The 26,821-nt window shown below is 69.2% G+C and carries 25 protein-coding genes; 7 read left to right on the forward strand and 18 right to left on the reverse strand.

What is annotated here, in order from left to right; all coding sequences use genetic code 11:
- Nucleotides 1-50 precede the first annotated feature (50 nt).
- A complete protein-coding gene (locus tag ACLHIH_RS06420) occupies nt 51-1,613 on the reverse strand; it encodes a CHAD domain-containing protein (RefSeq protein WP_411315870.1) in 1,563 nt (520 codons plus the stop codon).
- A gap of 90 nt (nt 1,614-1,703) precedes the next feature.
- On the opposite strand from ACLHIH_RS06420, the gene ACLHIH_RS06425 reads away from it, so the two are divergent.
- The 3 genes from ACLHIH_RS06425 to ACLHIH_RS06435 are packed head-to-tail and all read left to right on the forward strand — an operon-like array spanning nt 1,704 to nt 5,619.
- Nucleotides 1,704-3,902 carry a S9 family peptidase gene (locus ACLHIH_RS06425; RefSeq protein WP_411315871.1) on the forward strand — a complete coding sequence of 733 codons (2,199 nt, stop codon included), beginning with the start codon at nt 1,704-1,706 and terminating at the stop codon, nt 3,900-3,902.
- Nucleotides 3,903-3,911: 9 nt separating this feature from the next.
- Nucleotides 3,912-4,187 carry a mycoredoxin gene (locus tag ACLHIH_RS06430; RefSeq protein WP_411315872.1) on the forward strand — a complete coding sequence of 92 codons (276 nt, stop codon included), beginning with the start codon at nt 3,912-3,914 and terminating at the stop codon, nt 4,185-4,187.
- 40 nt (nt 4,188-4,227) lie between these two features.
- Complete coding sequence (locus ACLHIH_RS06435) at nt 4,228-5,619, forward strand: maltokinase N-terminal cap-like domain-containing protein (protein WP_411315873.1); 1,392 nt, start codon at nt 4,228-4,230, stop codon at nt 5,617-5,619.
- Nucleotides 5,620-5,683: 64 nt separating this feature from the next.
- Here the strand turns inward: ACLHIH_RS06435 and ACLHIH_RS06440 are convergent, their stop codons facing one another.
- A complete protein-coding gene (locus ACLHIH_RS06440; RefSeq protein WP_411315874.1) occupies nt 5,684-7,843 on the reverse strand; it encodes a DEAD/DEAH box helicase in 2,160 nt (719 codons plus the stop codon).
- Nucleotides 7,844-8,167: 324 nt separating this feature from the next.
- Between ACLHIH_RS06440 and ACLHIH_RS06445 the strand changes: the two genes are divergently transcribed.
- Complete coding sequence (locus ACLHIH_RS06445; protein WP_411315875.1) at nt 8,168-9,115, forward strand: phosphodiesterase; 948 nt, start codon at nt 8,168-8,170, stop codon at nt 9,113-9,115.
- Between the two features lie 62 nt (nt 9,116-9,177).
- Here ACLHIH_RS06445 and ACLHIH_RS06450 read toward each other — a convergent pair whose 3' ends face one another.
- The 8 genes from ACLHIH_RS06450 to ACLHIH_RS06485 all read right to left on the reverse strand — a co-directional run bounded on the left by ACLHIH_RS06450 (nt 9,178) and on the right by ACLHIH_RS06485 (nt 17,435).
- A complete protein-coding gene (locus ACLHIH_RS06450) occupies nt 9,178-10,761 on the reverse strand; it encodes a stealth family protein (protein ID WP_411315876.1) in 1,584 nt (527 codons plus the stop codon).
- 113 nt (nt 10,762-10,874) lie between these two features.
- Entirely contained in the window at nt 10,875-11,231 is a 357-nt protein-coding gene (locus ACLHIH_RS06455) for a DUF6804 family protein (protein WP_411315877.1), read from the reverse strand.
- A 21-nt stretch (nt 11,232-11,252) separates the two neighbouring features.
- The gene (locus tag ACLHIH_RS06460) at nt 11,253-11,888 is read right to left on the reverse strand and encodes a GDSL-type esterase/lipase family protein (protein ID WP_411315878.1); all 636 of its coding nucleotides are present in this window, start codon (nt 11,886-11,888) and stop codon (nt 11,253-11,255) included.
- 100 nt (nt 11,889-11,988) lie between these two features.
- The gene (locus tag ACLHIH_RS06465) at nt 11,989-13,470 is read right to left on the reverse strand and encodes an SDR family oxidoreductase (protein ID WP_411315879.1); all 1,482 of its coding nucleotides are present in this window, start codon (nt 13,468-13,470) and stop codon (nt 11,989-11,991) included.
- A 60-nt stretch (nt 13,471-13,530) separates the two neighbouring features.
- Nucleotides 13,531-14,385, reverse strand: a complete 855-nt coding sequence (locus ACLHIH_RS06470) for an aldehyde dehydrogenase family protein (RefSeq protein WP_411315880.1) — start codon at nt 14,383-14,385, stop codon at nt 13,531-13,533.
- The gene (locus ACLHIH_RS06475; protein ID WP_411315882.1) at nt 14,382-15,857 is read right to left on the reverse strand and encodes an aldehyde dehydrogenase family protein; all 1,476 of its coding nucleotides are present in this window, start codon (nt 15,855-15,857) and stop codon (nt 14,382-14,384) included. The genes ACLHIH_RS06470 and ACLHIH_RS06475 overlap by 4 nt, the downstream gene beginning before the upstream one ends.
- 2 nt (nt 15,858-15,859) lie before the next feature.
- Nucleotides 15,860-16,873 carry a deoxyribose-phosphate aldolase gene (deoC, locus tag ACLHIH_RS06480; RefSeq protein WP_411315883.1) on the reverse strand — a complete coding sequence of 338 codons (1,014 nt, stop codon included), beginning with the start codon at nt 16,871-16,873 and terminating at the stop codon, nt 15,860-15,862.
- On the reverse strand, nt 16,836-17,435 hold the full coding sequence (locus tag ACLHIH_RS06485; RefSeq protein ID WP_411315884.1) for an SRPBCC domain-containing protein: 600 nt from the start codon (nt 17,433-17,435) through the stop codon (nt 16,836-16,838). The genes deoC and ACLHIH_RS06485 overlap by 38 nt, the downstream gene beginning before the upstream one ends.
- A gap of 159 nt (nt 17,436-17,594) precedes the next feature.
- Between ACLHIH_RS06485 and ACLHIH_RS06490 the strand changes: the two genes are divergently transcribed.
- A complete protein-coding gene (locus tag ACLHIH_RS06490) occupies nt 17,595-18,527 on the forward strand; it encodes an ROK family protein (RefSeq protein WP_411315885.1) in 933 nt (310 codons plus the stop codon).
- A gap of 60 nt (nt 18,528-18,587) precedes the next feature.
- Here ACLHIH_RS06490 and ACLHIH_RS06495 read toward each other — a convergent pair whose 3' ends face one another.
- Entirely contained in the window at nt 18,588-19,865 is a 1,278-nt protein-coding gene (locus ACLHIH_RS06495) for an MFS transporter (RefSeq protein ID WP_411315886.1), read from the reverse strand.
- Between the two features lie 38 nt (nt 19,866-19,903).
- Here ACLHIH_RS06495 and ACLHIH_RS06500 point away from each other — a divergent pair, with 38 nt between their 5' ends.
- On the forward strand, nt 19,904-20,641 hold the full coding sequence (locus ACLHIH_RS06500) for a maleylpyruvate isomerase family mycothiol-dependent enzyme (protein ID WP_411315887.1): 738 nt from the start codon (nt 19,904-19,906) through the stop codon (nt 20,639-20,641).
- A 15-nt stretch (nt 20,642-20,656) separates the two neighbouring features.
- Here ACLHIH_RS06500 and ACLHIH_RS06505 read toward each other — a convergent pair whose 3' ends face one another.
- A complete protein-coding gene (locus ACLHIH_RS06505; RefSeq protein WP_411315888.1) occupies nt 20,657-21,373 on the reverse strand; it encodes a hypothetical protein in 717 nt (238 codons plus the stop codon).
- A gap of 83 nt (nt 21,374-21,456) precedes the next feature.
- On the opposite strand from ACLHIH_RS06505, the gene ACLHIH_RS06510 reads away from it, so the two are divergent.
- On the forward strand, nt 21,457-22,371 hold the full coding sequence (locus tag ACLHIH_RS06510; protein ID WP_411315889.1) for an acyl-CoA thioesterase: 915 nt from the start codon (nt 21,457-21,459) through the stop codon (nt 22,369-22,371).
- A gap of 89 nt (nt 22,372-22,460) precedes the next feature.
- Here the strand turns inward: ACLHIH_RS06510 and ACLHIH_RS06515 are convergent, their stop codons facing one another.
- From ACLHIH_RS06515 to msrA, 6 genes are all read right to left on the reverse strand, one after another.
- Complete coding sequence (locus ACLHIH_RS06515; protein WP_411315890.1) at nt 22,461-22,937, reverse strand: acyl-CoA thioesterase; 477 nt, start codon at nt 22,935-22,937, stop codon at nt 22,461-22,463.
- Between the two features lie 4 nt (nt 22,938-22,941).
- Nucleotides 22,942-24,624 (reverse strand): energy-dependent translational throttle protein EttA, encoded by a 1,683-nt coding sequence (gene ettA / locus ACLHIH_RS06520; RefSeq protein ID WP_411315891.1) that lies wholly within the window; start codon nt 24,622-24,624, stop codon nt 22,942-22,944.
- An 83-nt stretch (nt 24,625-24,707) separates the two neighbouring features.
- On the reverse strand, nt 24,708-25,208 hold the full coding sequence (locus ACLHIH_RS06525; RefSeq protein ID WP_411315892.1) for a DUF6993 domain-containing protein: 501 nt from the start codon (nt 25,206-25,208) through the stop codon (nt 24,708-24,710).
- An 86-nt stretch (nt 25,209-25,294) separates the two neighbouring features.
- Nucleotides 25,295-25,843, reverse strand: coding sequence for a single-stranded DNA-binding protein (locus ACLHIH_RS06530; protein WP_411315893.1), 549 nt, complete (start codon nt 25,841-25,843; stop codon nt 25,295-25,297).
- A 95-nt stretch (nt 25,844-25,938) separates the two neighbouring features.
- Nucleotides 25,939-26,157, reverse strand: coding sequence for a methyltransferase (locus tag ACLHIH_RS06535; RefSeq protein ID WP_411315894.1), 219 nt, complete (start codon nt 26,155-26,157; stop codon nt 25,939-25,941).
- Nucleotides 26,158-26,204: 47 nt separating this feature from the next.
- On the reverse strand, nt 26,205-26,732 hold the full coding sequence (gene msrA, locus ACLHIH_RS06540; protein WP_411315895.1) for a peptide-methionine (S)-S-oxide reductase MsrA: 528 nt from the start codon (nt 26,730-26,732) through the stop codon (nt 26,205-26,207).
- Nucleotides 26,733-26,821 lie beyond the last annotated feature (89 nt).

Here is a 26,821-nt window from a genome sequence, read left to right on the forward strand (position 1 = left end):
GATCCGGCGCACGCTCGCGGAAATCGCACACTGTGGGGGTGGGTGCGGGGTCAGGGGAGGCGGGCCGCGGCCTTCGCGAGCGAGCGGAGGGCCGCCGGGTAGTCGTCGAGGCACAGCGCCGCAGACAGCCGCTCCACCTCGTGGAGCACCCCGTAGTCGAACGGGAACGCGCTCGTGGATGCCGCGACCCGCAGGTGCTCTTGCATGACACGCCCGTCACGGTATTCTCCGAGCAGGTCGTGCACGGCCTCGGCGGCCGACGCGAGCGCGCGCACCCTGCCTCCGTAGACGGCGCCGGGCCCCGAGGACACCGCCTCGGCGGCGTACCGCAAGCGTTTCGCCGCTTTGCGCGTCTCGTGCAGGGCCTCGTCGCGGGTCGCCGCGTCGAGGGTGTCGTCGGCCGCCGTCCGAGCCCGGGCACGAACGCGTCGGGCGTCTCGCGAGAGCCTCGAGGGCAGGATGTCCTTCGCCGACGAGGTGTCGTCGGCGAGCGCCGCAGGGTCGGCCACGAGGGCGTCGAGCGAGTCGAGCAACCGGAAGTATCGCGCGCTCGACATTTCGGCGAGCACGCGCCCCATCGCCGCCTCGCCCGCGGTGTGCCAGCGACCGCCGAGCTCGTCGGCGACAGCTGCCGAGACCGTCTCGTGGTCTCGGACGATGGCGCGGGCGCGATCCTCCATCACTTCGGCGTCGCGCGCTTCGCCGAGCACCGCACCGAGGTGGCGCAGCTCCGCGCGGAGGGGCTGAGTGACGGTCGTCGCGAAGAGTGGGCTGTAGGTCGTGAGCAGACTGCGGATGCGCCGCACCCTCGTTCGCAACTGGTGCATCGAGTCGGGCTGCCGCTCGCGCACGCGCGCGTCGAGGACGACGATGTCGTCGACGAGGGCGGCGAGCGCCGCGACGACGACGGCCGAGCCCGGGCTCGACTTCGTGAGAGCACCCTGGTCTGTCTGCGAGCGCGCCGATGATGCCGGTGCGTCGTCGAGGCTCGTGCGACCGAGTGCCGTCGCGAGTTTCGACGCGCTCGCCGCCGGGCGCGCTCCGGCTCGAAGCACGCGCGTCTCGATCTCGTCGAGGAGCACGCGGGCGTCGTCGGGGTCGGCGGGGGCGTCGTCGTCGAGTTCGACCTCCCACTCCCGCCACACTCGCGCGATCCCCGTCGCGACATCGCTCGCGGTGACGACGTCGTCGGCGATCTCGACGATGCGACGTCCCTGCTCATCGAGCATCCGCACGAGGGTGCGTCGCGTGTTCAACCGGGCGATCACGGCGACCGGCCGGTCTCGCACGCGCGCCCGCACGGCGTCGAGAACGGGCTCCGGCACGCGAGGCTCCTCTCCCTCCGCACCCTCGAGCGCGAGCGGCCAGTGCCTCTCGAGTCTCCCGAGCGCCGCGGGCACCTTGATGTGCCAGCCCTCGTCTGCGCCGCCCTCGCGTCGGCGGAGCACGATGCGGTGGGCCGCGAGCACACCGTCGGCGGTGTCGAAGTACTCGGCTCGCAACGGAACGACCCCGCCGGGCTCCGTCGGGGCGATGTCGCTCAGGTCGGGGAGCGTCGCGGTCTCGTCGACGTCGTATTTGCGTTCGATCTCGATGTGGCGTGAGTCGGTCATCATTCCTGTCTACCTCACGCTGCCGTCCGCCAACACCGCGATACCCGTCGCGACCGCGCGCGCCGACGGCCGACGCGAGTACGGTGAAGGGTGATCTCTCCTCGTGCTCCCCGCGCCGACCGGCGCCCCGTCGTCCGCTCCCATCACGGCCGCTCGTTCACCGACGACTACGAGTGGTTGCGCGACAAGTCGAGCCCGGATGTCGTCGCGCACCTCGAGGCCGAGAACGAGTGGACCGCGCACGAGACATCCCACCTCGCCCCTCTCGCTGACGCGATCTTCGACGAGATCAAGTCCCGCACCCTCGAGACCGACCTCTCGGTTCCGGTGCGCAAGGGCGACCACTGGTATTTCACGCGCACCGTCGAGGGTTCGTCGTACGGCGTGTTCTGCCGCGCCCCCGTCGCGTCGCCCGACGACTGGGTTCCGCCCGCGGTCGATCCCGCTCAGACACTGCCGGGCGAGGAGGTCCTCCTCGACGCCAACGTCGAGGCCGAGGGTCATGACTTCTTCTCGCTCGGGACCTTCGACGTCTCCCCCGACGGCCGCTCGCTCCTGTGGGGTGTCGACACCGAGGGCGACGAGCGCTACACCCTCCGCATCGTCGATCTCGCCTCTCGCGCGGTGAGCGACGTCGACGTCATCCCGAACACGGCCGCGGGCGCGATGTTCTCTCCCGACGGCGCGTTCGTCTTCTATTGCACGGTCGACGACGCGTGGCGACCCGACACGGTCTGGCGTCACGCCGTCGGGTCGTCGAGCGGCGCCGACGTGACCGTCTTCACGGAGCCGGACGACCGGTTCTGGGTGGGGGTCGGGCGCACGCGCAGCCGCAAGTACATCGTCGTCGAGGTGGGGTCGAAGATCACCTCCGAGGTCCACCTGCTCGACGCCGCCGACCCGATGGGCGAGTTCGCGGTGGTCTGGCCGAGGGTCGAGGGCGTCGAGTACGACGTCGAGCACGTGGTGCTCGCGGGCGAGGACCGCTTGCTCATCACCCACAACGACGGTGCCGAGAATTTCGAGGTCGTGGATGTCGCGGCCGCCGATCCGCGGGGGCTCCGCGACGTCGTCGTCCCCGCCTCGACCGACACCCGCATCGACGGTGTCGACGCCTTCGCGGGGCACGTCGTGGTGTCGTACCGTCGCGACGCGCTCACACGAGTGGGCATCCTGCCCCTCTCGGGCGGCATCGCCGCGGGTGGGGTGCTCAGGGTCGGCGAGATCGTCGGCTACGGCGCCCTCACCGAGCTCGAGTTCGACGAGCCGCTCTTCGACGTCGGGGTGTCGTCGAACCCCGAGTGGACGCAGCCGACCCTCCGCCTGGGCTTCACGTCGTTCGTGACGCCCTCGACGGTGCTGTCGGTGGATGTGGCGACTCGCGAGACGACCGTGCTCAAGCGCATGCCCGTGCTCGGCGGCTATCGCTCGGAGGACTACGCGCAAGCGCGCGACTGGGCGACCGCCGCAGACGGCACGCGCGTGCCGATCTCCCTCGTGTGGAAGCCCGGTGCCGTCGACGAGTCCGCTCCCGCCCCGACTCTGCTCTACGGCTACGGTTCGTACGAGGCGAGCATGGACCCGTCGTTCTCGATCGCGCGCCTCTCGCTCCTCGATCGCGGCATCCTGTTCGCCATCGCGCACGTGCGCGGCGGCGGCGAGCTCGGCCGGCACTGGTACGACGACGGCAAGACGCTCACGAAGCGCAACACGTTCACCGATTTCGTGGCGGTCGGCGAGCACCTCGTCGCGTCCGGGCGCTCGCGGCCCGACGGGCTCGTCGCCGAGGGGCGGAGCGCCGGCGGTCTGCTCGTGGGGGCCGCGGTGAATCTCGCCCCCGACCTCTTCGCGGGTGTTCTCGCGGGGGTGCCGTTCGTCGACGCCCTCACGAGCATCCTCGATCCCGAGCTGCCCCTCACGGTCATCGAGTGGGACGAGTGGGGCGACCCTCTGCACGATCCCGCGGTCTACGACTACATGAGCTCGTACTCGCCGTACGAGAATGTGCGGTCGGATGTCGGCTACCCGCCGATCCTCGCCGTCACGAGTCTCAACGACACGCGCGTGCTCTACGTGGAGCCCGCGAAGTGGGTGGCGAAACTGCGCGAGGTGGGTGCTCCCGCCCTGCTCAAGATCGAGATGCAGGCCGGGCACGGCGGCGTGAGCGGGCGATACGACGCGTGGCGCGAGCGCGCGTTCGAATACGCGTGGGTCATCGACACGGCCACGCGCGGCGCACGAGACGATCTGGAGTCGAGCGCACCGGTTGCACCCACTCTCGACGCGTAGGCTCGACGCATGAGCACCGAGTCCGTCAGCACCGATTTCGTTCCCACCCCCGGCACCATCACGATGTTCTCCACCACGTGGTGCGGCTATTGCGCTCGCTTGAAGTCGCAGCTCGACAAGCAGGGCATCGGCTACCGCGAGGTCAACATCGAGGAGGTCGAGGGAACGGCCGAGCTCGTCGCCTCGATCAACAACGGCAATCAGACCGTGCCGACCGTGCTCTTCCCCGACGGCTCGTCGGCGACGAACCCGTCGCTCAGCGACGTCGTCGCGCGACTCGCCTGACTTCCGCCTCCCCACCCGACCGCGAGCCCCCGGAGCGACCGTGCCGAATCTTCTCGACCTTCTGACCCCGTGGATGCCCGCGCAACGCTGGTTCGCCGGCAAAGGGGCCGGTTCCACGCTCGAGCGCATCGGCGGGTTCCGCCTCGCGACCGCGTCGGGCGAGGCCCGGGTCGGCGTGCACTTCGTGCTCGCCCACTCGGCGCAGCCCCTGCTCTACCAGGTTCCCCTCACCGAGCGCGATGCACCCGTCGACGGGCTCGCTCACGCTCTCGTCGGCACGATCGAGACCGACGGGCACACGACCTGGGTCTACGACGGAACGCACGATCCGGCCGGGGCCGAGGCGATCCTCCGACTCGTGCTTGACGAGTCGACGGCTCTCCCCGACGACGGCGCTCCGGGCATCGCGGCGCGCGGCCACCGCGCTCCGGGCGTTCCCGTCTCGCGTGTCGTCGGCTCGCGCGTGCTGAGCGGAGAGCAATCCAACACGTCGATCATCTTCGACGTCGCCGACGACGACGGCACACCGGGAGAACCCGTCATCTGCAAGGTGTTCCGCTCCCTGCACCACGGCGACAACCCCGACGTCACCCTGTTGAGTGCCCTCGGTGTCGCCGGCTCGACGGTCGTGCCCCGGTCGATCGGGCACATCACGGGCGAGTGGCGCGACAGCGCGCGGCCCACGGGCATCGCGCACGGTCACCTCGCCTTCGCCCAGGAGTTCCTTCCGGGGGTCGAGGATGCCTGGCGCGTCGCGGTGAGCGCGGCCGCGGCCGGTGACGACTTCGCCACACGAGCCCGCGCGCTCGGTGAGGCGACGGCCGACGTGCACGTGGCCCTCGCGCGCGCTCTTCCGACGCACGAGACGGGGGCCGCGGAGATCGCCGGCGTCGTCTCGAGCATGCGATCGCGTTTCGATCAGGCCGTCGAGGAGGTACCGGCTCTCGCCGAGCATCGCGACGCCCTCGAGAGCGTCTACTCCCGCATCTCGGCGAGCGCGTGGCCGCCCATGCAGCGCATCCACGGCGACTACCACCTCGGCCAGGTTCTCTCCGTCCCCGAGCGCGGATGGGTCATCCTCGACTTCGAGGGCGAACCGCTGCGCCCCATGCACGAGAGGTCGGTCGAGGACTCCCCTCTGCGCGACGTCGCGGGCATGCTCCGCTCCTTCGACTACGTCGCCGGGTCGGTCTCGATGAGCGACCCCGCGGCATCACCCGAGGGCTGGGCTGCGGATGCCCGCGCGAGCTTCGTCGAGGGGTACGCCGCGCGGTCGGGCCGGGACCTCCTCGCCGACCGTGCCCTGCTCGACGCCTTCGAGATCGACAAGGCGCTCTACGAGGCCGTCTACGAGGCTCGCAACAGGCCGTCGTGGCTGCCAATCCCGCTCGACGCGATCGGACGACTCGTCGACCGCGCCTCGCGAGCGTAGGTCGGCCGCTCGGCGGGCCGCTCTCGAGCGACCCGCGGCCACCGAATGCGGTCGCTGACGTGGGTCAGTGACCGGCGCGCTCGAGTGCCTCTTCGAGCAGGTGGGTGAGCGCGTCGAGCTGGAGGCTCGACTCTGCGGCGACCGACGAGTCGTCGCCGTCGAGGGCGCGTGCCGCGAGTCCCGCTTTGCTGTCGATGAGTTCGGCGATCTTCGCGTCGATGGTCTGCGCGGCGACGATCCGCCACGCCGTGACCGGCTCGTCCTGGCCGATGCGGTGCACGCGGTCGATCGCCTGGGTCTGCTCGGCGCTCGTCCAGCTGAGCTCGGCGAGAACGACGTTCGACGCCGCCTGCAGGTTGAGTCCGACCCCCGCGGCGGTGAGTGACGCGACCACGACGGAGACATCCGGGTCGGTGTTGAAGGCGTCGACTTGCGACTGGCGGAAGCTCGCCGACTGGTCGCCGCGAATGGACACCGTCTTGAGCCCGCGACGAGCGAGGGTCTCCTCCGCGGTGTCCATGACGTCGATGTGCTTGGCGAAGAACACCACCTTGCCGACCGAGCGCGCGAGCTGCGCGGTGTAGTCGGCGGCGAGCACCGCTTTCGCCTGACCGATCTTGCGCACCATCGTGAAGACGTTGTCTCCCGACTTCGCGGCCTTGGACTCGTCCAGTTCGGCGCTCGCGACGAGGCGCACGAGTGCTGCCCTGTCGATGTCGTCGGGGTTCTTCGAGAGCGCGATGCCCCGACGGTAGCGCTCGAGCAGTCGCGCCGAGAGGGCCGCCTCGGCATCGCGGATGGAGCGTCCGATCTCGTCGTCGAGCTCGACGGGGATATCGGCGATGCGCTTGGCCGGCAGGTCGCTCGCGACGTCGATCTTCTTGCGTCGCACGATCCCCATGTCGATGACGGTCTGGCGGGCTTCGGCGAAGAACCCGAAGTCGGCGGGGGTGAGGCCGTTCTCCTCGAGACGATCCATGAGGTCGGCCGTCGGCTGGTCGCCGTCGATCCATCCGAGAAACTGCCAGATCGCGCGGAAGTCGTCGATCGTGTTGATGAGGGGGGTTCCCGTGAGCGCGATCATGAGGGCGCGCGGGGCGCGGGCACGGATGCTCGCGGCGAGCGAGAGCACGTGCTTCGACCGCTGCGACTCCCGGTTCTTGATGAAGTGCGCCTCGTCGACGACCATGCCCTTGAAGCCGAGGGTGCGCAGCCATCCGATGTGGCGGTCGAGCACGTCGTAGTTGACGATCACGACGTCGGCGAACGCGTCGAGGTTCTCACCCGATCCGTGGATGACGGTGGCCGTCTTGTTCGGCGTCCACAGCTCGACCTCGCGAGCCCAGTTCATCTTGACGACGCTCGGGGCGACGACGAGGAGCGGGTAGGAGTTGGAGGCGGATGCCGCGAGGAGCGCTTGAGCCGTCTTGCCGAGTCCCGGCTCGTCGGCGAGCAGAAAGGTGCGGTGCCCTTCGCGCACGCTCGCGACGAACTCGGCCTGGTGGAGGAAGAGTTCGCGGCCGCCGGGAACCCGACGGTCGTTCGCGCTGGGCTCGGGCAGCTCCATGCTCGCGACGTTGCCGCCCGAACCGTATTCGAAGGCGCGGAAGAGGGGCTCGAGGAGCTCCCAGTTGGCGAGGCGCCGCGTCGTCGGCTTGTGCTTGACCGGCTGACTGAAGTCGGGAGCGAGGAACGGGTTCGAGAGCTGGCGCGCGACGACCGACTGGGGAACGACCTGGCGTTCGGCGGCCGGGACGACGGGAGCCGGCTCCTTCGCGATGATGAGCTCGTCGGGCGACAGCTCGACCCCCGACGCCATGAGCATGTCGCGGCGGAGCGACTTCGCGGTGTCGGAGACGGTCGCGTCTTCACCGAGCAGTTGGATGAGGGAGGTGTCGCGCGCCGCGGTCTTGGCGAGAATCGTCGCGACACCGTCGAGCCTCTTGAGCACCTCGGCCCGCTCGGCGTCACTCACTTCACGGTCGGCTTTGGCCCGCGCGCGCTCTTCGCGCACGAGAAGGGCGACGACTTGGAACTTGGTGCGGTTCGAGGGGCCGACCTTGCCTCGCTCGGCCGCGGACTCGATCTCCCGCACGGCGCGCGCCAACACGGGGATGAGGCCGGCTTCGTCGCCGTGGCGCACGCGACGCTGCTGCGACCGCGCCCCCGATTTCTTGGTCGATGCACCACGCTGAGGCGCCTTCGACTGGCTGGACCTGGCCATGTTCCTCCGGGTGTTTCGTGCGCTTCGGGGTTGCGCGCTGTGGGTTCGTCGCTGCGCCCCTCGCCCCGACGGCATTCATCGAGCGTGGCGTCGAACCGCGTGACCCGAGTGGTCGAGGTCGCGATGTGGTCGAGAGGTGACGTGGTCGATACGCGACGGTTCCGACACCGAGCAACGTGCGAGCACGGTCGGGCTTGAGACCGGATTCGTCAGACGCGGTATCACTCTACGCTCGAAAACCCGCCCCTCGCCACTGGAACTCGAGACGGCGACTCTCCGTCTGCCGTTCATCTACCGGCAAGATTCGCGTGGTTGGGTTGAGTCATGTCCGGTTACACGGCCCAGCACGCTCGGCCCGACCATTTCATACTCCACTTGAGCGACACGCACCTCGTCGCCGGCGACCGCCTCTACGGCGAGGTCGACAGCGAGGCGCGGCTCACACAACTGTTCGCCGAGCTCGAGGCCTCGGGGGCCAGGCCCGAGGCGATCGTCTTCACGGGCGACCTCGCCGACAAGGGTGAAGCCGCGGCGTACGCCAAGCTCAAGGCGATCATCACGCCCGCCGCCGAACGGCTCGGCGCTCGCGTGATCTGGGTCATGGGAAACCACGACGACCGCGCGACGTTCCGCGAACAGCTGCTCGACCAGATCCCCCTCACGACTCCGGTAGACCGCGTGTACGACGTCAACGGACTACGCATCATCGCGCTCGACTCGACCGTGCCCGGCTACCACCACGGCCACATCGCCGACGCGCAACTCGACTGGCTCGCGGAGGAGCTCTCGGTTCCGGCTCCTCACGGCACCATCATCGCGCTGCACCACCCTCCCGTGCCGAGCGTTCTCGATCTCGCCGTGCGGGTCGAGCTGCGCGATCAGGCGGGGCTCGCCGAAGTCATCCGTGGATCGGATGTCCGCAGCATCATCGCGGGCCACTTGCACTACTCGACGACCGCCACGTTCGCGGGCGTTCCCGTCTCGGTCGCTTCGGCCACGTGCTATACGCAAGACCTCAACGTTCCCGTCGGCGGCACGCGAGCCCGCGACGGCGCCCAGTCGTTCAACCTCATCCACGTCTACGACGACACCGTGCTGCACTCCGTCGTGCCGATCGGCGACTACCCGACCGTCTCGGCGTGGGTCACGGCCGACGAGACGGCGCGCATCCTCGAGGCCGAGGGCATCACGATCCCCGCCCGGATCAACGCCCCCGTGCCCCCGGAGCAGCCCTCGGTTCTCCCGGTGCCGCTCGTCGCCTCGACGCGCTGACAGGAAGTCGGTCTGAGGGGCCGACGGTCACTCACGTCCCGCTCCGACCGTTCGCTCGAGCCTCAGCCGACCTCGGGCCTCGCGTCGGCGAGGCTCGCGGCACTCTTCTCCCACGGCGCTGCGATGGGGAAGTAGCGGTCGAGGAACGAGAGCACGGCCGTCGCCCGCTCCGCCGCATCGATCTCCGGGAAGCTCCCGTCGTTGAGGCAGAAGAAGTCGTGGGATCGCCGCTTGAGCAAGCGCGAGAGCTCGCGCAACCCCTCGCGCATCGTCGTGTCGACGTAGAGCACTTTCGCGTTCGTCTGCACGACGGCACGGCCGGTCATGAGCGCGTAGTAGTGGTACAGCGAGTTGGTGACGCTGATGTCGGTCGCCGACCGGAACGCACTCGCGCTCGTGCGCGTGAAGTCCTCGGAGAACTCGCGTTCGAGCTCGAAGAGCACCGACTTGCGCAGCGGGGTCGCCGCGTGTTCGAGGTGGCGCGTCGTGACACGGCCGAACCTCTCGGCGAGCAATCGACGATTGACGCGCGCACCGTTCTCGAACCCGCTGCGGTCGGGGTTGCTGTCACCGAGACCGATGCGGGTGGGGGCTTCGATGAACTTCGTGAGCCCCCCGGGGGAGAAGAACATGTCGGGGGTCACGCGGCGACCGAAGAACATGTCGTCGTTGGAGTAGAGGAAGTGCTCGCTCAACCCGGGGATGTGGTGCAGCTGCGCTTCGATCGCGTGCGAGTTGTGGGTCGGCAGAACCGAGGGATCGACGAAGAAGTCTTCGCTCCGCACGATCGTGACACCCTCGTGGTCGTCCAACCAGCGGGGCACGGGAGAGTCGGTGACGATGAAGATGCGGCGGATCCAGGGTGCGAAGAGGTGCACCGAGCGCAGCGCGTACTTGAGCTCGTCGATCTGGCGGAAGCGCGCTTCGGCGTCGTCGCCCTCGCCGACGACGTAGCTCTCCATGCGCTTCGCCCGAGCGCGCTGCCACTCGATCGACGCCCCGTCGACCCACGAGAACACGATGTCGATGTCGAAGGTGATGTCGCTCGCGTGGTGGTCGAACATCCCGTCGATCGTCGGCCAGTCGAGATCGTAGAGCCGCGTGACGCCGATCTGCACCTCGGCCGCCGGCACGGTCGTGCGCATGAGGGCGTTGTCGCTCGGTGCGACGATGACGCCCTTCTTCCACTCCCACAGCTCGAGCCGCACACCGGTCTCGACGCCGTAGCGCAAGCGTCCCTGCGGCTCGATGCGGGGCCGGTAGAGGGTGAAGGCGCGGGACTTCGGGTCGGTGCCGAGAGCCCCCTCGGCGACGAGCACGCGCGAGCGCTCGTCGCGGTCTTCGGTGCGCGAGTAGAAGGGTTCGTTGGCGCACGCTGTCGCGAGAGCCGCGCGCAGCGTCTTGCGGTCCTTCCAGTCGACCGCGAGAACGAGGCGATCATTGTCGCCGCGCACGAGGAAGTAGCGCACGCCGGCGGTGTCGAGAACCGAGCGCAGGAAGAGCAGATCCTCGATCATCGACTCCCGGGGGGTGAGATGACCGTTGACGAGGGTGAAGAGTCCTTTTCGCATGACGACGTCGTCTCGCTTGATGAGCCCGGGGATGGAGAGGGAGGAGATCACCACGGGTGCGAGATTGTCTGTCATGGATTCCTGTCACGGGTGTCGGCGACGGATCACGTCGCGAGGGGGCAGCCGTCGGAGTGTCGAGGCTCACATCTACCTCATTATCACCCCTCGAGGGCAGGGCCGAGACCGGGTCAGCCCGGCGAGCGCCGCCTCGGGGCGTCGGGGTTCGCGACCTTGACCGTCGACCCGATGATGACGAAGAGCAGGGCGGCGAGGAATTGGGCGCCGAGCCACACCGGTCCGGAGAAGTCGAAGACCACGACGGGGTTCCACGCGACCGCGATCGCCGCGAGCACGGGGATCCACCACCACTGGCGCGCCTGCCAGGTGAAGACGAGCACGATGAGGGCGAGGATGCTCACGGCGTAGAGGATCCACACGAAACCGCCGGTCCCGAGGAGCAGGATGCCCGCGATGAGCACGATCGACGCGAGGATGCTCGGCGGCAGCGCCGTGCGCCGGAACTCCGGGGTGGGGTAGGTGGTCATTCCGCCAGGCTACCCATTCGATCAGAGCGGTTCGGGCCGCGCGTACTGGTCGGGTCGGATGATCTGGATGGGCGTCGTCATCGGGGGCGCTTCACGCAACCGCGCGAGCGCCGGTCGCAGCTCGGCGAGCCACGCCTCGTAGCCCGCGGAGTTGAGGTGCAGGCGGTCGTCGGAGAACGCCGGGTTGAGCTCGCCGTCATCGAGAGCGAGAGCCGGCCACAGGTCGAGGAACTGCGCGTTGACCGTCGACGAGAACTGGCGCAAGTGGATGTTGGCCTCCTGGATGCGCTGCGCGTACTCGCGCGCGCGGGGCAGGATCGACTGCACGAGCATCCGTGATCCCGGGAGCTCTTTGCGCAAGTGCACGCACACAGACTGCGCGTTGCGCACGAGGTGCTCGACGCTCTGCTTCATGCCGAGGTCGTTCGTGCCGATGAGCAGCAGGATCTCATCGGGGTGGGCTGCGACGACCTCGTCGAGCCGATCGAGCACGTCGTCGGTGCGGTCGCCGCCGACACCCATGTTGATCGCGTTGACGTCGGGGAACCACTCCTGCCAGTCACCCTCGCGGGTGAGGCTGTCGCCGAGGAAAGCCACGGTCTCGCGCTCGTCGTTGTACGAAGCGGACTCGGTGCCGCCGTTGGAATGTTCGGTCATGGAAGTACCCTCACCGGTTGTCGCCCCTGGGGGCAGCGTCATCCCATTGTGGTCGAGTGGGATGTGAATCACCAGTTGGGCGGCGCGAGGCCGCCCGGCGTCACACGTTCGCCGGCGTCGGAGACGGGGTGTCCGCGAGAGCCTTCTGGGTGATCTTGGCCGCCATCGACTCGAAGATAATGCCGTGGAACGGCAGGATCGCGAACCAGTAGAGGCGGCCCCCGAGTCCGGTCGGGAAGAACACCGCGCGCTGGGTGTAGTGCGACCCGCCGTCGTCTGTGGGGTCGGCCGAGAGTTCGAGCCACGCTCGGCCGGGGAGCTTCATCTCGGCCCGCAGTCGCAAGAAGCGACCGTGGTCGATCTTCTCAACCCTCCAGAAGTCGAGGGCGTCTCCGCTGCTGAGTCGTTCGGCATTGCGACGGCCCCGGCGCAAGCCCACTCCCCCGACGAGCTTGTCGAGAACACCGCGCGCCGCCCACGCCACCGGGAGGGAGTACCACCCGTTGTCGCCGCCGATACCCTCGATGACCCGCCAGAGCGATTCGACGGGAGCATCCGTCGTCTTGGACTTGAGGTCGACGTAGACCGTGTGGCCCGTCCAGTCCGGGTCGCTCGGGAGCAGGTTCGCGGGAGCACCGTCGACCGAGGAGTTCTGCCAGCTCGTCTCGACCTCGCCGTCGCGAACGCGCTCGAGCGCGAGCCGCACCGCACGACGATAGGGAGTGAGGCCGCCCTCGGGCTCGGGGATGTAGGAGCCGATGTCGTGCTCGTGGATGACGCAGTCGTACTGCAGCGAGGCGATGATGGGCACGGCGAGCGACCGCGGGATCGGCGTGACGAGGTTGACCCACTGCGAGGCGAGCCACGGCGTGAGCACGGGCAGCGCCGCGATGGGACGCTGCTTGAGGCCCGCCTCGAGGGCGTAGCCGTTCATCATCTGTCCGTACCTCAAGACGTCCGGCCCGCCGATGTCGAAGGTGCGGTTGACCTCGGGCGAGAGGGTGGCCGACTCGACGAGGTAGTGCAACACGTCGCGCACGGCGATGGGCTGGATGAAGTTGCGCACCCACCGGGGCGCGGGCATGTAGGGCAAGACGTCGGTGAGGTGGCGGATCATCTCGAACGACGCCGAGCCCGAGCCTATGACGACCCCCGCCTGCAGTGCGGCCGTCGGCACCCCCGACTCGATGAGGATGCGCCCGACCTCGGCGCGCGACCGCAAGTGCGGCGAGAGCTCGCCGTCGGGGTGCAAGCCTCCGAGGTAGACGATGCGGGCGACACCCGCGGCCCGCGCGGCGCGCGCGACGTTCATCGCCGACTCCCGCTCCGCGGTCTCGAAGTCGCCCCCCGACCCCATGCCGTGCACGAGGTAGTAGACGACATCGACATCGCGCATGGCCTCGGCGAGACTGTCCCGATCGCCGAGATCGCCGACGACGACCTCGACGTCGCGCGCCCAGGGCACGTCACGCATCTTCGCCGGGTTGCGCACGAACGCGCGAACGTCGTGGCCGGATTCGAGCAGTTTGGGAACGAGTCGGCCACCGATGTACCCGGTGGCCCCCGTGACGAGCATCCTCATGAGACCGACTGTAGACCGGCCGCACGGGCGCGCACCTGGCAAAACGATCCGTGCGGCGGGCTAGAGGAGGGCCTTCGTGTGCCACACCGTTTTGGTCTCGGTGAAGAACGTCACGCGCTCGAGTGACGCCCGCGGCACCCCGGTCACAGGCGGGAGCACTCGCTTGAGCGTCTCGGCCGCGGCGATCTGGAGGTCCACCCACTCGAGCGACTCCGCTCCCGCGAGGTCGAGAGCGTTGACGTCGGCGTGGCTCGCGAGCCACGGCGCGATCTCGGCGGGCGACCCCGTGAGGATGTTGATGACGCCGCCGGGCACGTCGCTCGTCGCGAGCACCTCGCTCAGGCTGATCGCGCTCAGCGGAGCGGGCTCACTCGCGATCACGACGACGGTGTTTCCCGACACGATCGCGGGAGCAACGACGCTCACGAGCCCGAGCAGAGACGACGCCTGCGGCGCGACGATGGCCACGACGCCGGTGGGCTCGGGCACCGAGATGTTGAAGTACGGACCGCTCACGGCGTTCGCGCCCCCGGCGACCTGCGTGTATTTGTCTGCCCACCCGGCGTACCAGACCCAGGTGTCGATGGCGGCGTCGACGTGCTTCTCGGCGGCGGAGGCGCTCACTCCCTCACTGGAGCGGATCTCGTCGACGAACTGGGCCCGGCGGCCCTCGAGGAGCTCGGCGATGCGGTAGAGCACCTGACCGCGGTTGTATCCCGTCGCACCCGACCAGCCCGACAGCGCTGAGCGTGCGGCGACGACGGCATCCCTCGCGTCTTTGCGCGACGCCTTCGCGGCATTCGCGAGGAAGGCGCCCTTCGACGACTGGATCTCGTAGACACGACCCGACTCGCTGCGAGGGAATTTGCCGCCGATGTAGAGCTTGTAGGTCTTCGGCACGGCGATGCGGGTCATTCGGAGTCTCCTGTCGCGACGGCGTGCGCCGACCATCCGGTCGGCTCGAGGTACGCGGCGAGGCCGTGCCTGCCACCCTCGCGCCCGTAGCCCGACTCCTTGTAGCCACCGAAGGGGCTCGCGGGGTCGAACTTGTTGAAGGTGTTGGCCCAGACGACACCCGCGCGGAGCTTGTCGGCGACGGCGAGGATGCGGCTCCCCTTGTCGCTCCAGATTCCTGCGGAGAGGCCGTAGGGGGTGTTGTTCGCCTTCGCGATCGCCTCGGCGGGGGTGCGGAAGGTGAGCACGCTCAACACGGGCCCGAAGATCTCGTCGCGCGCGATGCGGTGACTCGTGGAGACGCCCGTGAAGATCGTCGGCGCGAACCAGAACCCGTTCTCGGGGAGCTCGCACGCGGGGCTCCAACGCTCCGCCCCCTCCGCCTCTCCGACGTCGCTGAGCTCGCGGATGCGGTCGAGCTGCGCCCGGGAGTTGATGGCGCCGACATCCGTGTTCTTGTCGAGGGGGTCGCCGACGCGCAGAGTCTCGAGACGGCTCTTGAGCCTGTCGACGACCTCGTCGTGGATGTTCTCCTGCACGAGCAGTCTCGACCCCGCGCAACACACCTGACCCTGGTTGAAGAAGATCCCGTCGACGATGCCCTCGATCGCCTGGTCGAGCGGGGCGTCGTCGAAGACGATGTTGGCCGCCTTGCCGCCGAGCTCGAGGGTGAGCTTCTTGCCGGTTCCCGCGGTCGACCGCGCGATGGCCCGGCCGACGGCCGTCGACCCCGTGAACGCGACCTTGTCGACGCCCGGGTGGTTGACGAGCGCTGCGCCGGTGTCGCCCGCACCCGTGATGATGTTGACGACCCCCGCGGGTAGGTCTGCCTGCTGGAGGATCTCGGCGAAGAGCAGGGCCGTGAGCGGGGTCGTCTCGGCGGGCTTGAGCACGACGGTGTTGCCCGCGGCGAGCGCCGGCGCGATCTTCCACGCGAGCATGAGCAGCGGGAAGTTCCACGGGATCACTTGCGCGGCGACACCGAGAGGGCGAGGTGAGGGGCCGACCCCGGCGTGGTCGAGCTTGTCTGCCCAGCCCGCGTAGTAGAAGAACCACGCAGCGACGAGTGGGATGTCGACGTCCCGGCTCTCTTTGATGGGCTTGCCGTTGTCGAGGCTCTCGGCGACCGCGAGCTCGCGGGCCCGCTCCTGCACGAGCCGAGCGATGCGGAAGAGGTACTTTCCGCGATCGGCGCCCGACAGGCGCGACCATGTGCGGTCGTAGGCCTTGCGGGCCGCGGCGACAGCGACGTCGACGTCTGAGGCGTCGGCCTGGGCGATGCTCGCGATGCGCTTCTCGGTCGACGGCGAGATGGTCGCGAACGGCTCACCGTGGCCGTCGACGAACTCGCCGTTGATGAAGAGCCCGTAGGACTCCTTGAGGTTGAGCACCGCGGTCGATTCGGGAGCGGGGGCGTAGTCGAGAAAAGTCATCGTCAGTCCATCGTCACGTAGTCGGAGCCGGAGTACCGGCCGGTGGAGAGCTTCTGCCGCTGCAAGAGCACGTCGTTGAGGAGGCTCGACGCTCCGAAGCGGAACAGGTGGGGTTCGAGCCACTCCTCCCCCACCGTCTCGGCGACCGTTACGAGGTACTTGATGGCGTCTTTCGACGTGCGGATGCCGCCGGCGGGTTTCACGCCGATCTTCTCGCCCGTGAGTCGGTGCCAATCGGCCACGACCTGGAGCATGAGGAGTGTCACGGGGAGGGTCGCGGCGGGGGCGACCTTGCCCGTCGAGGTCTTGATGAAATCGCCGCCCGCGAGGATCGAGAGCCACGACGCCCGGCGCACGTTGTCGTAGGTCGTGAGTTCGCCGGTCTCGAGGATGACCTTGAGGTGGGCGAAGCTCCCGTCGTCGCGACGGCACGCCTCCTTGACCGCGACGATCTGGTCGAAGACGAGACCGTAGCGACCCGCGAGGAAGGCGCCGCGGTCGATGACCATGTCGATTTCGTCGGCCCCGGCCGCGACGGCCTCCGCGGTGTCGGCGAGCTTGACCGCGAGCGACGCACGGCCGCTCGGGAACGCCGTCGCGACCGCGGCGACATTGATGCCGTCGTCTCGACCGGCGGAGTGGGCGGAGCCGAGTGCGGCCACGGCGTCGCCGACCATGTCACCGTAGACGCACACGGCCGCGACGCGCGGAGTGGCGGGGTCGCCGGCATCCGGGGTCATCGCCTTTGCGACGAGCGACCTGACCTTGCCCGGGGTGTCGGCACCCTCGAGAGTCGTGAGGTCGATGAGCCTGATGATCGTGTCGAGCGCTGCGGCCTTCGACGAGGCCTTGATCGAGCGCGACCCGAGCGAGGCGGCGCGCGCCTCGAGGCCGACGGCGTCGACGCCCGGAAGCCCCTCGAGGTGCAGTCGCAGGCTCTTCTCGGTGAGGTCCCCTCCGATGAGGTCGACCGCGCGTTCAGCGGGAGCGAGGGCGGTGCGGGTGTGAGCTGTCATCGGGTGTACCGAGTCCTTGGTGATCGTGTGCGAGCCGGCCGGGCAGTTTCCCGGGGAGAGCGGCGACAGTCAATTCTGCCTCATCGCTCGCTCGATCGCTCGCGTGCTCCGGTGACAGCGCGGCGTCTGCCACCCCCTCGTCACGTCGCCAGAGCACCGGATGACCGCGCACGAGGTCGGAGAGCTGGGCGAGGGCGAGCTGCCACCGTTCGGTCGCGCGCGGGACGAACGCCGGCTCGATGGGCGCGGTGATCTCGAGAGTGATCACGGTCGACGTGCCGCGGGAGCCGCCCGCGACCTCCTCGAGCGCGAACTCGAGGAGTCCGAACGTGTCGCTCTCGACAGCGAATCGCGCGGGCTCGTCGAAGACCGTGATGCGACCGCTCAGGGGTGCGCTGTCGACGATCGCGACCCACGCGAGGTCGAACGCCCCACCGACGCGAGGGTCGATGCGTGCCTCGCCGAGCCACCCGGCGACGAGGTCGGGGTCGACGAGGGCATCCCACACGATCGAGCGCGGAAGCTCGACGAGGTGGGACAGGGCGACGGTCGGGTCGGTCACGCGCCCACTGTACGCGCGGCGACCGACAGCGCACGGTGGGCCGATCGGGCCGTCACGACTCCGCGCACCCGGATCGAACCACCCGTAAGCTCGGGCCATGGGCACGCCGTCACCGTCGACACATCCACTCCCCAGCTCGCCGTCGAGGATGACGCGCGCATGAGGCCGGCGCTCGCTCTCGCGGTCGACTTCGGGGGCACCAAGGTCGAGTCGGCCCTCGTCGACTCCGCGGGGCTCGTCGTCGAGGGCAGCCGGTTCCGCGGCGGCACGGGCCCCGCCCGAACGAGCGACGAACTCGCCGAATCCGTGCGGTCGTCGGTGCTCGCGACCCTCGCGAGGGTGCCGGCGGGCGCGGATCTCGTCGGTGTCGGCATCGGCGCCGCCGGCCCCATCACCGAACACGCCGGCCTCATCTCGCCCCTCAATCTCCCCGTCTGGCGCGACTTCCCGCTGCGCGACTTCATCGCCGACCTCGTGCCCGCCCCCGAGGTCAGACTGCGCATGGACGGCCTGTGCATCACCCTCGCCGAGCAGTGGATCGGCGCGGCGCGGGGCATCGACAACGTCATGGGCATGATCGTGTCGACGGGGATCGGCGGCGGCCTCATCCTCGGCGGGCGCACCGTCACCGGACCGACGGGCAACGCGGGCCACATCGGCCACGTCGAGGTCGCGGGCTTCGACGACCCGTGCGCGTGCGGCGGCATCGGATGCGTCGAGGCCATCGCGTCGGGCCCCAACACGGTGCGCTGGGCGCGCAGCCGGGGCTGGTCGGGAACGAGCGGGGAAGAGCTCGCGGCGGACTACGCCGCCGGAGACGAGACGGCTCGTGCGGCCGTGGAACGGTCGGGCCGCGCGATCGGTCAGGCGATCGCCTCCGCCACTGCCCTCGTCGACCTCGATGTCGTCGCGATCGGGGGCGGGTTCTCGCTCGTGACACCCGACCTCTTCGCCCACATCCGCACTGCTGTGGCGTCTCGAGCGGTGTTCGGGTTCGTGACCAAAGTGCGCGTCGTGCCGAGCGCGCTCTCGAGCGACGGCCCCCTCATCGGCGCGGCCGCGCTCGTGCACCGCGAGAGCCACATCGACTGAGGCGCCCGACGACGGCCGATGCGCCGCCCCAGCACCTCAGCGTCTCAGCGTCTCAGCGTCTCAGCGCCTCTCGACCTCGTCTTCGACGAACGCGACACGGCCGAGGGCGATCGCGGGGACGATGCACGCGACGGCGGTCGCGATGAGCACGAGAAGCGGCACCGTCCACGAACCGGTCGCGTCGTGGATGAGCCCCACGGCGAGGGGACCGAGTGCCCCCACGGTGTAGCCGACGCCCTGAACGAAGCCGCTCATGGCGACCGAGCCCGCCGCCGTGCGGGAGCGGAGGTTGATGAGCACGATCGCGACGGGAAACAGGAGCGGACCTGCGCCGGCGAGAACGACCCACAGGAGCGGCACGGCGGTCGGCGCGAGCAGGAGGCCGGCGTACCCTCCGATGAAACACGCGATGCCCGCGAACACGAGCGGCGTCACCGACCGCGCCCGCACGACGAGGGGCGGGAGCAGGATGGCCGCGGGCAGCCCGACGAGACCGTAGACGGCGAGGAGCGCTCCCGCCTCGAGGGGCGTGACCCCCGACACGTCGGTGAGGATCTGCGGCAGCCACGAGAACGCGGCGTAGGCGTTGAGCGACGACAGCGCGAACACCGCGGAGACCGCCCACGCCGTGCGCGAGCGCCACACCGGCCCCGCGAGACGGCCCGTCGGCGCGACGGGGATGTCGGTGCCGGGGGCGGCGGAAGTGGAGGTGTCGGCATCGCTGGCGGTGCCGGCGTTGCGCGACGACATCCGCTCGCCGCGATTCGACGCGAGCACGGCGACCCACGGCACGAGCGCGGCCACGGCGAGCGCCGCCCACACGCCGAGAGACCAGCGCCAGCCCGCCGCGTCGGCGAGCGGCGCCGCGAGAGACGCCGAGACGGCCGTGCTGATCGACATCATCGACACGTAGACGGTCGTCAGAAGCCCGATGCGATCGGGGAAATAGCGTTTCACGAGGGGCGGCAAGAGGATGTTCGCGAGGCCGATACCCGCGAAGGCGACGACGCTCCCGGCGAGCAAACCGCCGTACGACGGCGCGAGCCCCCGAGCGACGTGACCGAGAGCCATCGCGAGGATGCAGAGCACGAGGAGGCGCTCGAGACCCACGCGCCGCGCGAGCGAGCCGCCGACGAGACCGGAGATCGCGAACGCGACAGGCGGAAGCGCCCCGATGAGGCCGAGACCGACGCTGTCGATCGCGATGTCGGCGCGGATGTCGGCGACGATCGGCGAGATCGCGGCGACCGCGGTGCGGAGGTTGAGCGCGACGAGGACGATGCCGATGAGCACCGCGGTGCGGCCCGCCCACACGGGAAGCGGGCGGGGGGTGCGCATTAGGCTGAGTGTACCGACCGACGTGCGATCGAGGGCTCATGAACGACATCTCCCGACACCTCCCGTTCAGTCAGAGCGGCGGCGCAGACGAGACCGGGGTGACCGGCGACTGGCGGCCTCTCACCGCGTCGACACTCGACGTCGTGGCCGACCTCCTCGAGGGCCTCGAGCCCGCCGAGTGGGAGTCCCCCAGCAGGTGCGAGGGATGGCGCGTGCGCGACGTCGCCGGTCACCTTGTGTGGCGACTCGGCAGCTCGGTCACTCAGCTCGCGACGTCGAGCGCTCGAGCGGTGTTCCGCGAGAGGATCCCGCCCTCGAGGGTGGTCGACGAGTTGAGCCGCCGAGCCGCGCGGTCGACGCCCGAGGAGCTCGTCGCGAGCATCCGCTCCCTCGCTCGCGAACGGGTCACGGCGAGCGAGAGCGGTCAGGGTCGAGGGCGAGGTCGCGGGCATCTGGCCGAGCTCACCGAAGCGGTCGTGCACGGCTACGACATCTCGCACGCCCTCGGCCTGCCCCTCACGGTCCCCGCCGTCGCGTCGGGGGCGGTCGCCGTCGCGCGCTCACTCCATGCCCCGAGCACCGTCAAACCCATCGTCACGAGGCGCACCCTGCGAGCGACGGACGCCGACTGGACGGTCGGGCGCGGCGAGGCGATCGCGGCGCCCGCGGCGACGATCATCCTCTTCCTCTTCGGACGCATCGCCCTCGACGCCGACGACGCGCGGGCGGCTCCCCCCGGCGTCGGCCCGGCGCCGGCTGCACCACCGACCGGGTGAAAGCCGACGAGAGGCTCAGGCGAGACCCAAGCGCGTCCTCCGCTTGACGAGCACGTGGCCGCGATCGGTCGAGAGTCGCGTCCACGGTCCCGCCTCGAACACGGCGACATCGCTCGCGGCGGCAGGAGCGACATCCCCCGCGGCGTGACCCTCGACGGCGGGGAGGAAACCGAGCGAGTATGCCGCGAAAGCCGCGCCCGTCGTGACCCTCTCGTTGTCGGGGAGCGGGCGACCCCACACCTCGGATCGCACGCGCTGCACGATCTGCTCGCCCGTGCCGGACGGGATCGCCGCAGCGACCTCGTCGATCCCCGCGCGAGCAGCCGCCTCGAGTGCCGAGCTCGACGTCGATCCGATCGACGACCACCCTCCGCGAGGGGCGGAGATGGCCGCCCACGTGGCGGTGAGAACCTCGGGGGGAACCGACACCCGCACGGCGGCCGTGGCGTCGACCGACTCGTTCTGCAGCCGCACGATGCGGTCGAGGAGCCCCCGCACGGGCACGACGGCGTCGAACTCGGCGGGTTCGGTGAGAGCGAAGGTACGCAACCCGAGCACCGTCGGGGACTCGTCGAGCAGCCCGCTCGGATACAGCACCGCGACGTAGGCCGCGAGCACGCGACCGCTCGCCGTGAGGCGCACGGAACCGTCGTCGACGCGACCCGCCCGGCCGAGGAAGACCTGGAGGTCTGCGAGGGAAAGCGAATCAGTGAGAGAGAAGTCACGGCTCATGTGCCCTCTAAAATACTCTGCGCGGGGGAGCACGCCCTCCACGCGCACAATCGCACACGCACGATCGACAGTCGGGGAGAACCATGACCGATCAGCCACACACCGATCAGCCGCACACCGCTGAGCACGCTGCCGATCCGCTCGCCGGGCTCCTGACCGCCCTCGACCTCACCGACACGGGGGCGCGAACGAGCGAAGACATCTTCACGGGGCCGAGCCAGTGGGTTCCGCTCGGTCGGGTGTTCGGTGGCCAAGTGCTCGCCCAGTCTCTCGTCGCGGCCATGCGCACGATCCCCGACGACCGCTTCGTTCACTCGATGCACGGGTATTTCCTGCGCCCCGGGGATGTCGAGCTGCCGATCACGTTCTCGGTCGACCGCATCCACGACGGCCGCTCGTTCTCGACGCGGCGCACGCAGGCCTACCAGGACGGCAGCCCCATCCTCTCGATGATCGCGTCGTTCCAGATCGAGGATGCCGGCCTCGAGCACCAGGTCGAGATGCCCGCCGACCTCCCCGACCCCGAATCGCTGCCGAGTGCCGCCGAGGTGCTCGGCGCGCTCGACCACCCCGTGGCCAAGTACTGGGCCAACGATCGCCCCTTCGACATGAGGCATGTCCCCTCGCCCATCTTCTTGAGCGTCGAGGGCGCTCACGTGGCGCACCAGGCCGTGTGGATCAAGTCGGTCGGCACGCTGCCCGACGACCCCAACCTGCACCGGGCCGCCCTCGCCTACGCGAGCGACTACTCCATCCTCGAACCGATCTTCCGGCGCCACGGTCTCGCGTGGGTGACCCCGGGGCTCAAGGCCGCGAGCCTCGACCACGCGATGTGGTGGCACCGGTTCGGCAGGGTCGACGAGTGGATGCTCTACGTGCAGGAGTCACCCAACGCGATCGGAGGACGCGGGCTCTCGCTCGGGCGCATCTTCGACCGCGCGGGTCGCTTGCTCGCGAGCGTCGCGCAAGAGGGAATGGTGCGCCCCCCGCGCGCCTGACCCCGCCCCTGCCACCGCCCCCACCGAACACAGTTTCCGCGAGCGTGCGCCGGATCCGGCGCACGCTCGCGGAAACTGCGTTCTTTGGGCTAGGAGCGCTTGGTGAAGACGACGGGCTCCTCGAGGTAGGGACTCCACGCGTCACGGAGCTCGTCGCTGATGCGCGTCGGTTTGCCCGTCGCGGCCGTGACCATCACGAGAGTGGTCGCCGCCCGGGTGAAGAGGATGCGCGGGGTCACGCCGCTCGGCGAGTAGAGCTCGTAGCAGATCTCGAGACTCGCTCCCCCGATGCGTCCGATCCACATCTCGATGTCGATGGGCGCGCGCATGTAGGGAATCGGGGCGACGTACTCGATCTCCTGACGCGCGATGAGGCTGATGAGTTCGGCTCCGGGGCGAGCGTCGAGGATGGCCGTGGCTACAGCGGGTGCCGCCCCCGAGTCGGGTCGCCAGAACGCCTGGATGCGCGCCTCCTCGAGCAAGCGCAGCATCTCGGCGTTGTTGACGTGGGCGTACGCGTCGAAATCCGACCAGCGGAGCGGGATGTCGACGTGGATGCGGGTCATGCCGTCAGTCCCGCGTGAGCTTCCGGTAGGTCGCGCGGCTCGGCTTCGCCGCGTCGGGCCCGAGCCGCTCGATCTTGTTCTGCTCGTACGCCTCGAAGTTGCCCTCATACCAGTACCAGTTGGCCGGGTCTTCCGCCGTGCCCTCGTAGGCGAGGATGTGCGTCGCGATGCGGTCGAGGAACCACCGATCGTGAGTGATGACCACGGCGCATCCGGGGAACTCGAGGAGCGCGTTCTCGAGGCTGCCGAGAGTCTCGACGTCGAGGTCGTTGGTGGGCTCGTCGAGCAGGAGGAGGTTGCCGCCCTGCTTGAGCGTGAGCGCGAGGTTGAGGCGGTTGCGCTCACCACCGGAGAGCACACCCGCCTTCTTCTGCTGATCGGGACCCTTGAACCCGAACTGCGAGACGTAGCCGCGCGACGGGATCTCGGTCTTGCCGACCTGGATGAAGTCCTGGCCGTCGGAGACGACCTCCCACAGCGTCTTGTTCGGGTCGATTCCGCCGCGATCCTGGTCGACGTAGGAGATGTCGACGGTCTCGCCGACCTTCAGGTCGCCGCCGTCGAGGGGCTCGATGCCCGTGATGGTCTTGAAGAGGGTCGTCTTTCCGACACCGTTGGGCCCGATGACGCCGACGATCCCGTTGCGGGGAAGGGTGAAGGTGAGGTTGTCGATGAGCACGCGCTCACCGAAGGCCTTGTGCACCTTCTTCGCGTCGATGACCTGAGCGCCGAGGCGGGGCCCGACGGGGATCACGAGCTCCTCGAAGTCGAGTTTGCGGGTCTTCTCCGCCTCGTTGACCATCTCCTCGTAGCGCGCGAGTCGCGCCTTGGACTTGACCTGTCGGCCCTTCGCATTGCTCCGCACCCACTCGAGTTCCGACGAGAGGCGCTTCGCGAGCTTCGCGTCTTTCTTGCCCTGCACCTCGAGGCGGGCACCCTTCTTCTCGAGGTAGGTCGAGTAGTTGCCCTCGTAGGGGTAGAGGTGACCGCGGTCGACCTCGGCGATCCACTCCGCGACGTTGTCGAGGAAGTACCGATCGTGAGTGACGGCGAGCACGGCGCCGGGGTACTTCGAGAGGAACTGCTCGAGCCACAGAACACTCTCGGCATCGAGGTGGTTGGTGGGCTCGTCGAGGAGCAACAGGTCGGGCTTCGAGAGCAGGAGCTTCGTGAGGGCCACGCGACGCTTCTCTCCACCGGAGAGGCTAGTGACGGAGGCGTCGCCCGGAGGGGTTCGCAAGGCATCCATCGCTTGCTCGAGCTGCGAGTCGAGGTCCCACGCGTCTGCCGCGTCGATCTCTTCTTGCAGAGTGCCCATTTCGGCCAGGAGCGCGTCGAAGTCGGCGTCGGGGTCGGCCATGGCGGCCGAGACCTCGTTGAAGCGGTCGAGTTTCGCCTTGATCGGCCCGACGCCCTCTTGCACGTTCTCGAGCACGGTCTTCGACTCGTCGAGTTCGGGTTCCTGCATGAGGATGCCCACCGTGAAACCGGGGCTCAGTCGGGCTTCGCCGTTGCTCGGGGTGTCGAGCCCCGCCATGATCTTGAGGATCGTCGATTTTCCGGCACCGTTGGGCCCGACGACCCCGATCTTCGCTCCGGGGAGGAACGACATCGTGACGTCGTCGAGAATGAGCTTGTCGCCGACCGCCTTGCGGGCGCGCACCATCGAGTAAATGTATTCGGCCATCTGCCCAGTCTATTTGGGAGAAGCCTCGCCACCGACCCACGGCTCCGATCTCGCCGCGCGCTCGTCGCGAACGCCGCGCGTCGTCACCAGTCGATGGCGCGGGTCACTCCGAGGAGGCATCGGGTTTCGGCGACGACGGGACCGACGCTGCTCGAGTAGCCGGAGGCGCTCGACTGGCCGATGAGGCATTCATCGCCGAACCGCACCGAGAACTGCACGGAGTCGGCTTCGAGGCCCGTGACCGTGCCGTCGGGCGTCACTTGCATGAGGTCTTTGTCGAAACCCGCCTCGACGAGATTGTCGATGATGGGTCGCCCTCCGGGGCGTGCGCCGTCGTCGAGAAGATCGGAGTTGACGAGATCGAAGTAGGCGCGGTTGTCGGCGGCCGAACCGTCGGGCACGAGTTCGGGGGCGGACTCGGGCGCCGACGGGCTCGGAGTCGGCTCCGCGCTCGCCGACGGCTCGGGCGTGAGCGACTCGGTCGAACACCCCGCGAGGGCGAGGGTCGCGGCGACGATCAGTCCCGTGAGGGCGAGCCCTCGGACCGCGCGCCGACCACTCTCGTTGACTCTGCGACGCACCACGCACTCCCGACTCTCACGATCGGAGGCGATCGCGTCGGGTCGAGTGTAGTGGGGCTCTCACCTTCGAGACCGAGAGCCGTGCTCACTCAGAACGGCGGTTCGGAGACCTCGCCGTCACCGAGCGACGCGGTCGCCCATTCGCTCTGCGCCGCGCCCTCGCCTGAGCCGCTACCGACGCTCGCCGGGGCATCGTGCGCGGCCGCGCTCTGGGGTGCGCCACCCCCTCCCGCCGAAGCGTGGGGCGCCGCGGATGGGGTGGACTCGCCCGCGCCCGAATTCGTCGTCGAGCGCGACCACACCGCCGACCCCCACGCGAGGTCGTGGCCGAGCGAATCGGCCTCGATCTCGACCGTTGTCCCCGACTTGTCGTCGGCCCGCCAATCCCGCAGTCGCACCCTGCCGAGCACGACGACGCGGTCACCCTTACTCACGGATGTCGCGACGTTGAGCGCGAGCTGGCGGAAGGTCGTGACGGTGAACCAGTTGGTGTCTCCGTCGACCCACTTGTTCTGAGCGCGATCGAAGCGGCGCTGTGTGGAGGCGAGCCTGAAGCTCGTGATGGCGAGTCCCGCGCCCGTGAGCACGTGACGCGGAACGGTGCCGACTACGCCGGCGATGGTGATGGTGTCTGTCATGCCGAGAGTCTCGGCGCCCGGGCTCGCGAGAAACCGAGGTCGCCCGCATCCGTGGATGCTGCGCCCTCGCACCGCCCTGGGGCGGGGAAGACGAGTCAGTGCTCGCGGAACTCCGGCCACTCCGACCCGGGCACGAGGCTCGCGTGCAGCGCGCGCTTCGCGACCTCGAGCGACGGGTAGGTCGCGCGCTCGCGCTCGTCACGCAGCAAGCGGAACGTGTAACCACCCACGACCCGGTGGACCGAACCGATCGCCCCGGCCGAGCCGAACGCGACCCACGTGTGGCGCTCCATCGTCAAGTTGTCGTTGCTCATCATTGAGCCCCTTCTCTCGTGACCCTCGGCGACCGACGCGAGGAGCGTCAGGACGCGAGGATGTATTCAGAATACGACTTGCGCACCTTATTGACCTTGGGAAGCGCGACGGCCATGCAATACCCCTGCCCGGGATTCTTGGCGAAGAAGTCCTGGTGGTACGACTCGGCCTCGAACCACTCGCCGAGGGGTGAGATCTCGGTGACGATTCCGCCGTCCCAGATCTCGGATGCGCGGTCCCGAGCGGACTCGAAGAGAGCGCGCTGCGCGTCGTCCGTGTAGAACATCGCCGAGCGGTACTGCGTGCCGACATCCGCTCCCTGGCGGTTGAGTTGGCGCGGGTCGTGGAGCGTGAAGAAGACGTCGAGGATGACGTCGGCGGGGATGACGTCGGGGTCGAAAGTGACGGCGACCGCTTCGGCGTGGCCGGTGCGACCGGTGCAGACCGCCTCGTAGCTCGGGTAGGCGGTGTCGCCTCCCGTGTAGCCGGAGACGACCGACTCCACTCCCTTGAGTACGCGGTAAACCGCGTCGAGGCACCAGAAACATCCACCGGCGAGTACGAAAGTCTGCATGGTTCGACCCTACTTTCCCGGCCGCGGGATCTCCTGTGCGGCCTCTCACCTGAACACCGGATGCCGCTCCACCATTCCCCGGTGCCCGC

This window comes from Marisediminicola sp. LYQ134, from assembly GCF_046599635.1.
Lineage (GTDB): Bacteria > Actinomycetota > Actinomycetes > Actinomycetales > Microbacteriaceae > Marisediminicola.